General features: G+C 40.9%; 17 protein-coding genes. 7 read left to right on the forward strand and 10 right to left on the reverse strand.

The genetic code is table 11. From position 1 onward, the window contains the following. The first annotated feature begins 107 nt into the window (after positions 1-107). Both PHF18_RS00675 and PHF18_RS00680 read left to right on the forward strand, forming a co-directional pair. Entirely contained in the window at positions 108-551 is a 444-nt protein-coding gene (locus PHF18_RS00675) for a nucleotidyltransferase domain-containing protein (RefSeq protein ID WP_300097143.1), read from the forward strand. Next, positions 548-970: a DUF86 domain-containing protein gene (locus PHF18_RS00680; RefSeq protein WP_300097145.1), complete on the forward strand. Its 423-nt coding sequence runs from the start codon at positions 548-550 to the stop codon at positions 968-970. Before PHF18_RS00675 ends, PHF18_RS00680 begins: the two co-directional genes overlap by 4 nt. A 349-nt stretch (positions 971-1,319) precedes the next feature. On the opposite strand, the gene PHF18_RS00685 is transcribed toward PHF18_RS00680, so the two are convergent. The 8 genes from PHF18_RS00685 to PHF18_RS00720 all read right to left on the reverse strand — a co-directional run bounded on the left by PHF18_RS00685 (position 1,320) and on the right by PHF18_RS00720 (position 5,512). After that, the gene (locus tag PHF18_RS00685) at positions 1,320-1,727 is read right to left on the reverse strand and encodes a PIN domain-containing protein (protein ID WP_300097147.1); all 408 of its coding nucleotides are present in this window, start codon (positions 1,725-1,727) and stop codon (positions 1,320-1,322) included. 12 nt (positions 1,728-1,739) lie between these two features. Then, positions 1,740-1,961, reverse strand: coding sequence for a hypothetical protein (locus PHF18_RS00690; RefSeq protein ID WP_300097149.1), 222 nt, complete (start codon positions 1,959-1,961; stop codon positions 1,740-1,742). A 707-nt stretch (positions 1,962-2,668) separates the two neighbouring features. After that, positions 2,669-2,926: a type II toxin-antitoxin system RelE/ParE family toxin gene (locus PHF18_RS00695; protein ID WP_300097151.1), complete on the reverse strand. Its 258-nt coding sequence runs from the start codon at positions 2,924-2,926 to the stop codon at positions 2,669-2,671. Continuing rightward, positions 2,926-3,102, reverse strand: coding sequence for a hypothetical protein (locus tag PHF18_RS00700; protein WP_300097153.1), 177 nt, complete (start codon positions 3,100-3,102; stop codon positions 2,926-2,928). Before PHF18_RS00700 ends, PHF18_RS00695 begins: the two co-directional genes overlap by 1 nt. A gap of 311 nt (positions 3,103-3,413) precedes the next feature. Continuing rightward, positions 3,414-3,683, reverse strand: a complete 270-nt coding sequence (locus PHF18_RS00705; RefSeq protein ID WP_300097155.1) for a type II toxin-antitoxin system RelE/ParE family toxin — start codon at positions 3,681-3,683, stop codon at positions 3,414-3,416. A gap of 5 nt (positions 3,684-3,688) precedes the next feature. After that, a complete protein-coding gene (locus PHF18_RS00710; protein ID WP_300097157.1) occupies positions 3,689-3,976 on the reverse strand; it encodes a hypothetical protein in 288 nt (95 codons plus the stop codon). Beyond that, the gene (locus PHF18_RS00715; protein ID WP_229387297.1) at positions 3,976-4,131 is read right to left on the reverse strand and encodes a hypothetical protein; all 156 of its coding nucleotides are present in this window, start codon (positions 4,129-4,131) and stop codon (positions 3,976-3,978) included. The genes PHF18_RS00710 and PHF18_RS00715 overlap by 1 nt, the downstream gene beginning before the upstream one ends. Positions 4,132-4,606: 475 nt before the next feature. Continuing rightward, the gene (locus PHF18_RS00720; RefSeq protein ID WP_300097161.1) at positions 4,607-5,512 is read right to left on the reverse strand and encodes a glycosyltransferase family 2 protein; all 906 of its coding nucleotides are present in this window, start codon (positions 5,510-5,512) and stop codon (positions 4,607-4,609) included. A 106-nt stretch (positions 5,513-5,618) separates the two neighbouring features. On the opposite strand from PHF18_RS00720, the gene PHF18_RS00725 reads away from it, so the two are divergent. Continuing rightward, on the forward strand, positions 5,619-6,437 hold the full coding sequence (locus PHF18_RS00725) for a polysaccharide deacetylase family protein (RefSeq protein WP_300097163.1): 819 nt from the start codon (positions 5,619-5,621) through the stop codon (positions 6,435-6,437). A gap of 184 nt (positions 6,438-6,621) precedes the next feature. On the opposite strand, the gene galU is transcribed toward PHF18_RS00725, so the two are convergent. Continuing rightward, positions 6,622-7,581 (reverse strand): UTP--glucose-1-phosphate uridylyltransferase GalU, encoded by a 960-nt coding sequence (gene galU, locus PHF18_RS00730; RefSeq protein ID WP_300097165.1) that lies wholly within the window; start codon positions 7,579-7,581, stop codon positions 6,622-6,624. Between the two features lie 131 nt (positions 7,582-7,712). Then, positions 7,713-7,856 (reverse strand): hypothetical protein, encoded by a 144-nt coding sequence (locus tag PHF18_RS00735; RefSeq protein WP_300097167.1) that lies wholly within the window; start codon positions 7,854-7,856, stop codon positions 7,713-7,715. Between the two features lie 381 nt (positions 7,857-8,237). Here PHF18_RS00735 and PHF18_RS00740 point away from each other — a divergent pair, with 381 nt between their 5' ends. The 4 genes from PHF18_RS00740 (at position 8,238) to PHF18_RS00755 (ending at position 13,542) form a co-directional block, all read left to right on the forward strand. Beyond that, the gene (locus PHF18_RS00740; RefSeq protein ID WP_300097300.1) at positions 8,238-9,605 is read left to right on the forward strand and encodes a mannose-1-phosphate guanylyltransferase/mannose-6-phosphate isomerase; all 1,368 of its coding nucleotides are present in this window, start codon (positions 8,238-8,240) and stop codon (positions 9,603-9,605) included. Between the two features lie 92 nt (positions 9,606-9,697). Next, positions 9,698-10,699 (forward strand): GDP-mannose 4,6-dehydratase, encoded by a 1,002-nt coding sequence (gmd, locus tag PHF18_RS00745; RefSeq protein WP_300097302.1) that lies wholly within the window; start codon positions 9,698-9,700, stop codon positions 10,697-10,699. Positions 10,700-10,745: 46 nt separating this feature from the next. Next, positions 10,746-11,774, forward strand: coding sequence for a GDP-mannose 4,6-dehydratase (gmd, locus tag PHF18_RS00750; protein ID WP_300097169.1), 1,029 nt, complete (start codon positions 10,746-10,748; stop codon positions 11,772-11,774). Between the two features lie 331 nt (positions 11,775-12,105). Beyond that, a complete protein-coding gene (locus PHF18_RS00755; protein WP_300097171.1) occupies positions 12,106-13,542 on the forward strand; it encodes a flippase in 1,437 nt (478 codons plus the stop codon). Positions 13,543-13,568 lie beyond the last annotated feature (26 nt).

Here is a 13,568-nt window from a genome sequence, read left to right on the forward strand (position 1 = left end):
AAAAGACGTGATTTTTTTGCAGCCTATGAAGGAGCAAACCCGGAAAATTGTGAAGCTTGCACAAATTATAAACAGAAGTAAGCATAAAGTCATAAGTGATCAGCTTTATGCAGCCCGTTATTCCACAATCAGATATTAAACAGCTTGAACAGAAGCTAAGTGACTTTTTTTCAAGAGTTGAGAGCGTTACATTAGCCTATCTTTTCGGCTCAACTGCCAGGGGAGAAGCTAACTGCTTGAGCGACACAGATATCGCTGTGCTTTTTGATGATACTCTTTTACAAAAGGAAGCTTTTGACCTCCAGCTGGGATTACTAAGCGAACTTACAGTCCTTCTACAAACGAACAATATAGACCTTGTGGCACTCAATGATTCCCCTCTCCTTTTGACATACAACATTATACGTGACGGGATCATTTTAAAGTCCGATGAGCCTTTAAGGGTAAAATTTGAGACAAAAATCATGTCCAGATACCTGGACGAGCGGTATCACATTGAGAGGCATGCAAAAGAAAGCCTGAAAAGGATAGCAGAGAGCGGGTTTCGATGATAAAAGAGATAAACTTCAAACTCGAACAGCTTGGGGAGTATGTCAGCGCCCTCAGAGAATATCAACAGTACGATATAGAGGAGATAAGGAATAACCGTACTTTGAGGGGAGCGGTTGAAAGGTATATGGAAGTCTCCCTTGCCTGCATGATTGATATCTGCGAGATGATCGTTTCCAGCGAGAAATTGAGGCGGCCGGACACTTACAGAGAAGTTATCCTGGTACTTGGCCAGCACAAGATTCTCCCAGAGGAGTTTGCCAAGAAGCTGGCACCTGCTGCCGGTTTCAGAAATGTGCTTGTACATATGTATGCAGATATCGACCTGGGGAAGCTTTACTCTCACCTCCAAAATGACATTGACGATCTGGAACTTTTTGCCGGATACATTGCAAAGTACCTGATTTCCAAATACGAATAATTATGGTAGTGTCAGCCAAGTTGTGCTGCCCGAATTGCGCCTCGGGAGTACGCGGTCTGTTTCGCTTCGCTCAAGCAGACTAAATTTTAAAAACTTGATTTTTATATTTCACCTGCCGGCGGACTCCGTCCCAAAACTCCCCCGGCACAACCGGAGCCAAATTCAGCTTCAAAACCGCACCTCTCCCTGCCAATCCCTTTCCAACCCCGAGTTTCGCTTCGGGATCTCAGGAAATTGGAGATTTTCCGGGAGTTACACTGCAAGTACAACAGCATGCGGTCCGTTTCACTCGCAGGGCTCGCTCAAGCGGACTAATAATACTCGATTTTTATTTTCTCCAGCTCAGGAATTAAAGATAATTTAAGTCCATCACGTCTACAACGAGCTTCGCCTTTTCCAGCATTTCCTGATCCAGAGTGACCAGGGGTATATCAAATTCTTTTGCAACCTGTATCACTATGGCATCCATACCCCTTACCCCGATCTCAGCTGCAATTTCAGCTGCATCTGCCGCACTTTCAGCATCAAGCCCCATGAAACTGATCGTATTTATTGCAAGCAGGTCATTCCTGACCCTGAGGGCAAGTTCCTTTGACCCTGTCCTTCTTTTTAAAGCGGCAGTGACCTCAATCAGGACCGTATAAGGCTCGATGGCAATGTGGCTGCCATCTTTTACTTTCCGCAAGACATCCTTTGCAGCAAGATGGCTTTTTTCCTGCTTTCGCAAAGCTGTTAAATCACGGAACTGTCCAGGCATATATCCATGAGATTACCAGCTCTTTTCCCTCTGCGCCCGTATTTCATCAACAGCCGAAACATCCGTCCACAGGTCCGAGATTTCCTCGGAGGCTTCCATCAGGTCCTCCCATGCCCGATCAGAGCCTTCTGAACCCTTTTTGCCGGATTCGATGCCGAAAACCAGCTTCTTGATCTCGGAAAGTTCACGGGACATGTGGGCCAGATGTTTTTTAAGGGTGTCCATATCCTCCACTTACGCAGTCCTCCGTAATTTAAAGCTCCTTTGATGAATCCAGAAATGTTCCTTATGATATTACTATGAAATCCCTGAAACCTGCCTTCTGGATTTGCCCGGAGATTATGATTTCGGCAAGTTTTTTCATGTGAAACATATTTTCCGTAATAGAATATATAAATTCGTGCTCCCAAGAGGACTAAAATTTTAAAAACTTGATTTGTATATTTTACCTGCCGGCGGACTCCTCCCAAAAACTCTCCCGACACAACCTGATACAGGTTCAGCTTCGAAAACACGGCGGACAGTTTCAGTCCAGCTGCACCCCGAAGATCTGCCGCCTTTTTCCCTGAGCTAACGAAAAAACCCCGGTTTAAACTGACGTTTTTTTCAAGACCTGAGTTGTATATTTACCCAGTCCCGGCCCTCTTCCCCAAACTCCCCCAACGCAACCGTGCAGGAATCTCAGCAAACCGCCCTTTCTGACCCCTCAAAACCCTCACCAGAAAACTCCTAAACCCTCTGTTAGATAAATTAGAGGATACAGGCACGATCTTTTTTACAGCTTATTACATTCATTTTAGCCTGTTTTGAATACATTCTGGTTAAAAAATATCGGCTGGACGGCAAAAGGAGAGCATCAAAACATTGACCACAGGATATGCAGGAAATTGTAGATAGAAGTGAGGATAATCAGGGTTTGATTATGGAAGAAAATTGGAGAACTAAAAGTCCCTGTAGACTTTGCTCCGATGAGCCACGCTGATAACATGTATGATTAATCTGTCATCTATAATTTCAAGAATTACGCGATATTTGCCGGTGCGATAGCTGAAAAAAGGATTCCCTTTTAATTTTTTCACATGAGAATGAGGGTCGCTGCTTATGTATTCCAGATTTTCAAGAATCTTTTCTACAACATTTTCTGGAAGGTTCTTCAAATCCCTCCTCGCTCTGGAAGAAAACAATATGGAATATCCCATTAAAAACCAAGCTCTTTCTTAACTTCCTCTAAAGTGTAAACCCTGCCATGTTTTATGTCTTCGAGGGACTCTTCTATAGCTTCTTTCTCTACTGAGCTAAGAGGTTCCGGATCCACGGCAGAACTGCAAGAAGCTGATTTTCTTCCGGCTGGGGTCCTGCGTCTATAGTTTACCATATAAAAGAATATAGAGCAGGAATAAAATATTAACATTTTGGTCAACTGCCCGAATTGCGACTCGCCCGAATTGCGACTCGCCCGAATTGCGACTCGCCCGAATTGCGCCTCGGGAGTACGCGGTCCTTTTCGCTGCGCTCAAGAGGACTACTTTTTGGCGTAGAATTATATTTATCTCAAGCGGATTAAGAAAGAAAAGGAGCAATTTAACCTGGAGATAACCGATTTTCAAAACTAAATCTTTAGTTTTTGCTGCCCGAGTTCCAGATAACCATTCCTGAAGTATCGAAGGTTCCATAAAAAACCCGCGATTAACGTGAGTAAGCAGTGTCATGATGTGAAAAACTAACCAGGGTCACGGACTTTTCGTTCTCGTCTACGTTGAAAATCAGGACAAAGCTTTTAAGGATATGCACTCTGCGCAGACCACAAAGGTCGTTTCTCAAAGGTTTGTAATGAGAGGGATTTTCACAGATTTCCTGTATTTTTTTGGTCAAAGAGTGTTTTAGTTGTGCATTATTTTTACATGCTTTGTTGAGCTCTTTTTTGCAGGACGGAACTATAAAAAGAGTATATGGCATTCCGATCACTCAAAGATGTCAGAAATGTCTTTGACCTTCAGGGAGGTTTCTTTTTTCGAATTCTCTAATTTATGCACAAAATCCTTTTTTAAAGACATTTCATCTACAGGGTGCCAGTCAATTTTATCACAGAACTCCACATCTTCGTCAGATAGTTCTCCGGACCTTAAATATTTCTCAAATATTTCCCTTTTCCGGAGGGAGTGTCTTGCAACCTCAGACCATTTCACCCAGGAAAAATGCTCCATCCTCCTGTAAAGGTCATCTGTAACAGGTATTGTAATCGTTGCCATTACAGATCACCTCTTTTTTCAAGAGCTTCAAACTTTTCAAGGTTCTTAATTTTGTCCTCAATCCCCTTCCGGGCAACCTCTGCCCAGTTAATATCAGCCATTGAATCAAGCTCTTTTTTGAGGTCGTCGGGAACAGAAATTGTGAATCTTTTCATAATATTCCTCATTTACATATATTTATGCAATTACAGATTCTTAAGCATATCTATGGCGTTGCTTAATAACCGAGACTTTTAGGGGAGAGTTCTCTATGCGCTTAATTTTGGACCCTTAGACTCATTCATGACTCATTCATGACCCATTCATGACCCATTCATGACCGAATTTTTGATTTAAAGGAGGGGGTCAAGTCTTGTCAAGTCTTAATTATTATTTTGTTTCCAGTCCCGGAAACCTCTGCAAACTCACCGAAGCAACCTTAATCCCGCATTCATCAGGTTATAAAACTGTGAGCCTCTCAGGTCAAACCCTATAACCCTGAAGTTAGTTAATTCCTTCAAATTCCGTCAGTTAGATACATGTGATACATGTTACACGGCATGTATGCTATTTTAGATCTTTTCCGGATACGACCTGGGCATCTTGCAGAAAGCACCGTCTCTAGAACCCAGCACCTTTTCCACAACTCGCTCATTTTAATTGAGTGAACAGACCAGCTATCGAATGCAGCATAATTCCAGTCAAAGCCATAAAGGCCCCGGTGAGGGTCAGCAGGATCATCAAAACTGCAGGCCCGAAGTTAAGGTTCCCGCCGAGATAAAAGGTCCGCAAAAAACCAAAGCCCATGTATAACCCGCCTGCTCCGAGAAAGGACCCCGGCAGGGTAAAGCAGTACAGAGGCTTATTATATTCAATGTCCTTAAAAATCTTGAACAAAACACCCAGGCCGTGCCTTACGGGGTGTTCGGTTGAGCCGTCGACGTCGTACCTTACCCGGATCTCCACTTCTTTTACCCTTAACCCGGCCCTTCCTGCGTCTGCGAGCATCTCGCTTTCTATTGCCATGCCTGTGGCGTTGAAGCGGAAGATATCTTTTGTGGAGGCGGCAAAGGCGCGGAAACCGCTCTGGGAGTCGGTAATTTTGACTCCGGAGTTCAGGACCGTAACTTTGTCCAGGACCGTCTGGCCTATGCGCCGGTACGCGGGTGTGTCTGTGGCACGCCCATTCAGATAACGGCTGCCGTTCACCATGTCAGCAACGCCCTCCAGGATAGGGGCAACGAGCTTCGGGATATCGGAAGGATTGTGCTGCCCGTCCGAGTCCATGGTGACTATAATATCTGCATCCCCGGCGGCCTCAAAGCCGGTCTTAAAAGCCATTCCCTTTCCCAGATTCAGGATATGCACAAACACTTCAGCCCCGGCGTTTGCAGCAACCTCGGCTGTCCGGTCCGAGCTGCCGTCATCAATAACTATCACCCTGTCGGCATACCTTCTTGCAAGCAGGACAACGCTCCCTATGGAAACCTCTTCATTATAAGCCGGCAGGAGCACGGTTATATTTAGATAATTCTTAGTAGAAATGAGTATAACCATTCAAAAAGATTTAAGTAAATAATGACATAAAAATTCCATACTCAAACAGAAATAGGTGTAAAATTTTTTACATTAATTCTTTGGAAGGTGAAAAAGGGAGATTGAAATGGGAGATATAAAGAATATATTAACAGTTGATGTTGAAGATTGGTATATGAATACAGATATCTCACGTTGGGAAAAATTTGAAGATAGAGTTGTAGACAGCACTGAAAGGATATTATCCATTCTAGGAGACACAAAAGCAACATTCTTTGTATTAGGATATGTAGCTGAACATCACCCTGAATTGATTTCACTTATTCATGCCCGTGGCCATGAATTGGGTACCCACGGATATAGCCATAAACCAATCCAATCACAGACGCCGGATCAATTTGAGGAAGAACTACTAAAATCTATGGAAATCATAGAATCCATTACAGGCGTGAAAGTATGTGGGCATAGAGCATGTCAGGCCTCAGTAATGAAGAGCACCTCATGGTCGCTAGATATTATGGAAAGGTGTGGGATAAAATACGATTCTAGCGTTTTTCCCGTGAAAACCCCCTTATATGGAGTTCCCGATGCACCTTTATTTCCATACCGGATCTCTTCAGAGAATATTTGTGGAGAATCTGAAGGTGGGATATATGAATTTCCGTTAAGTGTCCGTAAGCTGCCATATAAGAACATACCAATAGCTGGTGGATTTTATTTGAGGCTATTTCCTTACTGGTTTATAAAAAACTCAATCGAAAAAATAAATAAAAAAAGAGAGCCTGCAGTGATATATTTACATCCCTGGGAAATAGACCTGGGACAACCTAAGTCTCCAGAGTTTAAATGGTATCATTACTACAATTTACCTGCGATGGAGCCAAAAATTAAACAACTATTAATGGATTTCAAGTTTACATCTATCAAGAAATGGTTACATGGATAAAGAAGTATGGAAATACTTTGAAACAATAATATAAAGAAGCAAACGATATACCCTCTTTTCAGCCACCTTTACGACCATATAAACTTCGGAATTCACAGAAAGTTAGGACATTGACCAAATGTGAAGAGTTCAGAAAACTGGATTTGGAATTTGAAAGCATTTTCGATTATTATTATTCATACATTTAGTTTTTAACTTCAAATGTTTCGGATTCTATTTTTGTGAGGGAATCTTTTTGGTTCATTCCTTCAAACAGCATTTTTCTAAAGGGAATATCTTCCGATGAAAGAACTTTTACCAGATATTCGAGTACGTCATCTTTAAGTTCCTTATTCTCCAGGGCAAAGTCTATTGTTGCTTTAATGTACCCCAGCTTATCCCCGGTGTCAAACCTTTTCCCCTTGAATTCATATGCATAGACCTTTTGCGTTTTGCTCAGGAGCCGGATACCATCAGTGAGCTGAATCTCATTTCCTACCCCGAGTCCTGCTTCTTTAATACAATCAAAAATTTCTGGAGTGAAAACGTAGCGACCAATTGCCCCGATATTTGAAGGAGCTTTTTCTGGGGCTGGCTTTTCCACAATATCCTCAAGCACATAAAGAGAATCTGCAACTGGTTTTCCTTTAATAATGCCGTAACTGCTCAATTTGTCATATGGAACTTCTTCAACCGCAATTGTGGACCTGCCATATTTTTCAAATTTATCAATCAGTTGAGCAGTACATGGCTTACCATTCATGATGATGTCGTCTCCCAGAAGCACAGCGAAAGGCTCGTTTCCAATATGTTTTTCCGCCCTGAGGATAGCATCTCCCAGACCGTTCGGTTCCTTCTGGCGGATATAATGGATATCAACAAGGGAGGAGACATCCCGGACCAATTTCAACATTTCAGTATTTTTCTTATTTGCCAGGTACATCTCAAGTTCCGGAGAATCATCAAAATAATCTTCAATAGCCCTTTTTCCTCTGCCGGTAATGATGATTATATCCTCTATTCCTGAGTTAATAGCTTCTTCAACCACGTACTGGATTACAGGTGTATCAATGATGGGAAGCATTTCCTTCGGCATGGACTTTGTTGCAGGCAAAAAACGAGTTCCAAGACCTGCAGCGGGGATTATTGCTTTTTTTACACTCAAAATGAACACTCCACAAAAACTAGAAGAATAAAGTCACTTAAAAAATTTAAAGCTTGTTATTACACTAAAGAAATTTCATAAAAACATCTGGAAAATCCTGAGGTTCCTTCAAAAACCCAAGCCTTTCAATTTCATTCACAGGTTCCCTGTATATAATGTAGATCGAAATTATCTGCAGTTCGAAGCCAGTCCTGATCAGCAATAACTTTTTTCATGTCGTAAAGGGTTCTTACGTCAGGAATGCTGAAGGTTTCCCCAAAAATTAATGGTTCCATATTTTGGCCTCCTTGAAGATCAAAAAACAAGTTTTTAGTAGAATTTAGAAGAATTTATTATGACCCATTTATTTATTTAATAATGTTACATTTGGGACCAAACTATAAAAAAATATTTGCAATTCATACGAAAACAAGATTGTAAATCAAAAGAGGGGGGTCAGAAAAAAGCAAGATCGATAAGTAATAAACAGAAACCAAAGAACTTAAATAATTATAAAGTGTTATTCACTAAAAATTCAGATAGTAATATAAATTCCCCGGCAAGGATGCAGTGAAAAAATGAAAATTGTAATTATTCTCGGGATCCGGCCTGAAATCATAAAAATGAACCATTAAAAAAGACAGTGAAAAAGACAGGAGTTGGAAACAGTGAAAACGATGATCCTCGCAGGAGGTTCCGGCTCAAGACTCTGGCCTCTAAGCCGTGAACAGTACCCAAAGCAATTTTTGAAATTCGGAGATCAGTCTCTTTTCCAGGATACAGTACTTCGCTGCCTTGAACTTTCAGACATCTCAGAAGTTTTTGTTGTAACAAATGTAGCCCAGAAGTTCTTTGTGCTTGGCCAGATCGAAGAGCTTGGCTATGAAATCCCTGAAGAAAACGTCCTTCTGGAACCCGAGGGCAAAAACACTCTTCCTGCAATCACCTTCGGGATGAAAGCGATAGAAAAGAAATTCGGAAAATCAACTGTTGGGATCTTCTCCTCAGACCATGTTCTTGACCACGCTTCAAGTGAAACGATCAGTAATGCGGAACAACTGGTGACCGAGTACCTTGTAACTTTCGGCGTCTCTCCTACTCACCCTCACACAGGTTACGGATACATCAAACCTGCTGAAGCTCATGGCTGCGGCTGCAGGGTATCGGAATTCCGGGAAAAACCGGATTTTGAAACTGCAAAAAGATACATTGAAGAAGGCTGCCTCTGGAACAGCGGAATGTTCCTTTTCGATACAGAGGTCTTTTTTTCAGAACTCAAAACCTTAGCCCCTGAAATCTACAATGCATTTTCCGAAAACTCCAAAACAGAAGAGATTAGTGAAATTTATCCAAAACTCTCCTCCGTTTCCGTGGACTACGGCATAATGGAAAAGTCCGATAAAGTAGCCGTGGTCAAACTGGAACATCGCTGGAGCGACCTTGGAAACTTTGCCGCAATCCACGACGAATTCAAAAAAGATGAGTCTGGAAACTGTATAAACGACTGTGACTCCACCCTTCTCGATTCTTGCGGGAACCTCGTATACTCAAAACCTGAAAAAGTGGTCTCCCTGATCGATGTAAAAGACATGGTAATTGTAGACACAAGAGATGCCCTCCTGGTCTGCCCAAAGGAAAGCAGCCAGAAAGTAAAGGCAGTTGTCTCTGAGCTCAAAGCAAGAAACGATGAAAGAGCCCTGAGCGGTCAGACTGTCTACCGTCCCTGGGGAATGTATAACATACTTGAAAAATCAGGTAGGCACAATATAAAAAAGATTACCGTCAAACCCGGACACAGCCTTAGCCTCCAGATGCACCACCACCGGAGCGAACACTGGGTTGTGGTAAAGGGGATGGCCTGCGTGCAGATGAATGGTGACAAATTTTTTGTAAGACCGGGAGAGAGCACATTCATCCGGGCAGGGGATAAACACAGACTATCAAATCCTGGAAAGATCCCACTGGAGATTATTGAAGTTCAGATCGGAGAACTTGTGGAAGAATCGGATATTGTCAGGTTTGAAGATGTGTACGGAAGAAAGTAATTCTTCAATTCTGCAGAATAATCAGGTTGCTCGGTGCATTTGAGAAATCTGATCATAAATATGGAAAACCGATAGTAGTAGAGGTGAATAAACTGACAAAAGTTGCACTGATCACAGGCATAAACGGCCAGGACGGCAAATATCTCTCCAAATTCTTGATTAACAGGGGTTATGTTGTACACGGAATCAGGAGAGGGACCCCTCAATCAAACTTCAAGAATGAGAATGATATTCACCTGCACTACAGTGATTTAACGGATTATGCAGATTTAATTAGAATTATTCAAGAGGTCCAGCCTGACGAAATATATAACCTTGCAGCCCAAAGCAACGTAAAAATTTCTTTTGAAAAACCTGAATATACCACACTTACCAATGCCCTGGCTCCTTTGAAAATTCTGGAGATAATACGCACCCTGGGGCTTGAAAAGAAAACACGATTTTTCCAGGCTTCAACGGGAGAACTCTTTGGCAATTCCGGAGAAATTCCGCAGAAAGAAAGTACTCCTTTTTATCCAAAAAGCCCATATGCAGTCTCCAAACTCTATGCTTACTGGATTTGTGTAAATTATAGAGAAGCCTACGATATTTTTGCCTGCAACGGCATTCTCTTCAATCATGAATCTCCGATACGGCCCGAAAATTTTGTAACCAGAAAAATCACAAAGGCTGCATCCCGAATAAAAAAAGGACTGCAGGAGAAACTATATCTCGGGAACCTGAATGCCAAACGCGACTGGGGCTTTGCGGGAGATTACGTGGAAGCCATGTGGCTCATGCTCCAGCAGGACAAGCCGGATGATTACATTATTGCAACCGGAAAAGCCCATTCGGTAAGAGAGTTTGTGGAATTTGCGTTTAGAGAAGTGGGCATAGAAATCGAGTGGGAAGGCGAAGGACTCGATGAAGTAGGGAAGAACGCCTCAAACGGCAGAATTTTAGTAGAGGTTGACCCCGCGTTCTACAGGCCCGTTGAAGCAAATCTACTTGTCGGAAACCCTTCAAAAGCCAGAAAAATATTAGGCTGGGAACCCAAGGTTACCTTTGAAGAACTTGTGAAGATGATGACCAGAAACGATATGAATTTACTTTGACAATTAACAATATACATTTTATTACAAAGGGAATAATGGTGAAAAGATGTCAAAAGTAGCATTTATTACGGGAATCACCGGACAGGACGGGGCATATCTTGCAGAACTGCTCCTTGAAAAAGGATACATCGTACACGGGATGCAGCGCCGGAATTCCCTGAGCAACACAGCTCGCATAGACCACCTGTGTACAGACGTCCATAAAAAAGAAAACAACTTTCATCTCCACTACGGAGACCTCACAGACTCTTCAAACATAATCAGGCTCATCCGCGATATCGACCCCGACGAGATATACAACCTCGCAGCCCAGAGCCATGTCCAGGTTTCCTTTGAAACCCCGGAATACACCGCAAACTCCGATGCCCTCGGAACCCTCAGAATCCTCGAAGCGATCAGAATTCTGGGCCTTGAAAAGAAAACAAAATTCTACCAGGCTTCAACAAGCGAACTCTACGGAAAAGTCCAGGAAATCCCCCAGAAAGAAACAACCCCCTTCTACCCAAGAAGCCCCTACGGAGTCGCTAAACTCTACGCCTACTGGATCACAGTAAACTACCGCGAAGCCTACGACATATTCGCCTGCAACGGCATCCTCTTCAACCACGAATCCCCCAGAAGAGGCGAAACCTTCGTAACCCGAAAGATCACAATCGCAGTTGCAAACATCAAAAAAGGTCTTCAAGACAAGCTATACCTCGGCAACATGAACGCCAAACGCGACTGGGGCTTTGCCGGCGACTACGTGGAAGCCATGTGGAGAGTCCTCCAGCAGACAGAACCCGACGATTACGTCATAGGCACCGGAGAAACCCATTCAGTAAGAGAGTTCACGGAGCTTGCATTCAAGGAAGCAGGCATTGAGATCGAATGGGAAGGCGAGGGAGTAAATGAAATTGGAAAAGATAAGGCAACAGGCAAGGTCCTTGTGGAAGTAGATCCCAGATACTATCGCCCCACCGAAGTGGAACTATTAATTTCAGATCCCTCGAAAGCCAGGGAGAAACTCGGCTGGGAACCAAAAGTAAGCTTTGAAGAACTTGTGAAGATGATGATGGAATGGGATATGAAATAAAGCAATAAAAAGTTAAGATCCATATCATATATCTTGACTTGTCACATTTAGGGGTAAATGCCCACAAGATTTATAGACAAAATATAGTGATTGTATTGGAGAGTGTCGGAAAAGTCGGAAGTTTATACCTAAATTCACACAGCACCGAAAAATCCAATAAAAAAATATGGATCATGCGGCCTTTTGAAATTTATTGCCAATGCTTAAATGTGCCAAAATTTTGGCAATTATCGACTTTTCCGACGCTCTCTATTGAAATCGATAACATCAACTGAAGTAACTGTCCAATCTGAGAAGTCAAGATATAATAAATTAATTTTTGGTGTTAAAATTGAATAATATAAAACGCATTGCAAAAAATACTTTTTATTTAACTCTGGCTGAAACAATAACCAAATTTATATTATTTATTTTAACAATTTACATAGCAAGATACTTGAAAGATGTTGGTTTTGGAAAATTCTCTTTTGCTTTTGCTTTTTCTTCATTTTTTGCAATCGTATCTGACTTTGGATTAAATACTTTAGCAACAAGAGAAATCGCAAAAAACAAAAGTATGGTTGCCAAATATTTGGGAAATATCTCATATTTAAAACTACTAATATCAATAACCTCTTTCATACTTTTAATCATAATTATTAATCTATTGAAATATCCAAGTGACACAAAATTAGTGGTGTATATAGTTGGCCTACATGTAATAATTACTTCTTTTAATCAGTTTTATATTGCAGTCTTTAGAGCATTTGAAAAGATGGAATACGAAACATTTGTTCGGATTCTTGAAAAAATATTTCTTTTCTTTTTAGTTATCTATTTAATATATTATGATTATGGATTGGTTAGTATTGTTTCTGCATATTTAATCTCAAGTGTGTTTGCTGTTATGTTAAGCTATATTATGACATCAAAAATAGTCAACAGACAAAATACAAAAATAGACTTTTCATTTATTTGGGACACTACAAAGAGTGCTTTACCTTTTTGCTTGACTGCAATATTTGTTACTATATATTTTCAAATTGATACAATCATGTTATCAATAATGCAGAATGATTCTGCTGTTGGTTATTATAATGCAGCGTACAGAATAATATTCGGATTGATGTTGATTCCAACGGCATTCGTGAGTTCGATATTTCCTTTAATGTCAAAATATTGTGAACAATCCGAAAAAAAAGGCTATTGTGAGGTGTACACAAAAGGATTTAAATACTTATTGCTTATTTCTCTGCCCATTACTATACTAGGAATCACTTTTGCAGATAAATTAATCATATTTATTTATGGACCTGAATATACCCAGAGTATCAATTCTTTTAAAGTCTTATTGTTGGTAATACCAATAATATTTTTAACTTCTTTATTTGGGCCTGCCTTACAGGCCGCTAACAGACAACATATAGTCACTTACGTAACTGCCTCAAATGCCACATTAAATATAATCTTAAATTATATTTTAATACCTCATTATTCATATATCGGTGCAGCTGTAGCAACAGTAATTACAGAAGGATTAGGTTTTACTTTAATGTACTACTTTATTTCAAGAGATTCAATAAAATTATCTTTATTTGAGAATATAGTAAAACCTTTAGTTGCTAGTTTCGTTATTATTTTAGTTATTTATTACTTTAAACAAATTGAGTGGATTTTAGCAAGCATTATAGGTCTGACTTTCTACGTTTTAGCTATATACTTTATGAAAATCATTACCAGAGATGAATTAAGAATACTTAGATTTGTATTAGGCTCAAAAACACCATAAACATTAAAAAATAATATAATGAGAGG

The sequence above is a fragment of the Methanosarcina sp. genome (assembly GCF_028693135.1).
Classification (GTDB): Archaea; Halobacteriota; Methanosarcinia; order Methanosarcinales; family Methanosarcinaceae; genus Methanosarcina.

Bases quoted from the DNA above. Each gene is read 5' to 3' on its own strand.
- gmd (WP_300097169.1), top strand. From the start codon at position 10,746: ATGTCAAAAGTAGCATTTATTACGGGAATCACCGGACAGGACGGGGCA.
- PHF18_RS00700 (WP_300097153.1), bottom strand. From the start codon at position 3,102: ATGGTAAACTATAGACGCAGGACCCCAGCCGGAAGAAAATCAGCTTCT.
- PHF18_RS00740 (WP_300097300.1), top strand. From the start codon at position 8,238: ATGATCCTCGCAGGAGGTTCCGGCTCAAGACTCTGGCCTCTAAGCCGT.
- PHF18_RS00705 (WP_300097155.1), bottom strand. From the start codon at position 3,683: ATGCCATATACTCTTTTTATAGTTCCGTCCTGCAAAAAAGAGCTCAAC.
- PHF18_RS00725 (WP_300097163.1), top strand. From the start codon at position 5,619: ATGGGAGATATAAAGAATATATTAACAGTTGATGTTGAAGATTGGTAT.
- PHF18_RS00715 (WP_229387297.1), bottom strand. From the start codon at position 4,131: ATGAAAAGATTCACAATTTCTGTTCCCGACGACCTCAAAAAAGAGCTT.
- PHF18_RS00675 (WP_300097143.1), top strand. From the start codon at position 108: ATGCAGCCCGTTATTCCACAATCAGATATTAAACAGCTTGAACAGAAG.
- PHF18_RS00685 (WP_300097147.1), bottom strand. From the start codon at position 1,727: ATGCCTGGACAGTTCCGTGATTTAACAGCTTTGCGAAAGCAGGAAAAA.
- PHF18_RS00680 (WP_300097145.1), top strand. From the start codon at position 548: ATGATAAAAGAGATAAACTTCAAACTCGAACAGCTTGGGGAGTATGTC.
- PHF18_RS00710 (WP_300097157.1), bottom strand. From the start codon at position 3,976: ATGGCAACGATTACAATACCTGTTACAGATGACCTTTACAGGAGGATG.
- PHF18_RS00720 (WP_300097161.1), bottom strand. From the start codon at position 5,512: ATGGTTATACTCATTTCTACTAAGAATTATCTAAATATAACCGTGCTC.
- PHF18_RS00735 (WP_300097167.1), bottom strand. From the start codon at position 7,856: ATGGAACCATTAATTTTTGGGGAAACCTTCAGCATTCCTGACGTAAGA.
- PHF18_RS00695 (WP_300097151.1), bottom strand. From the start codon at position 2,926: ATGGGATATTCCATATTGTTTTCTTCCAGAGCGAGGAGGGATTTGAAG.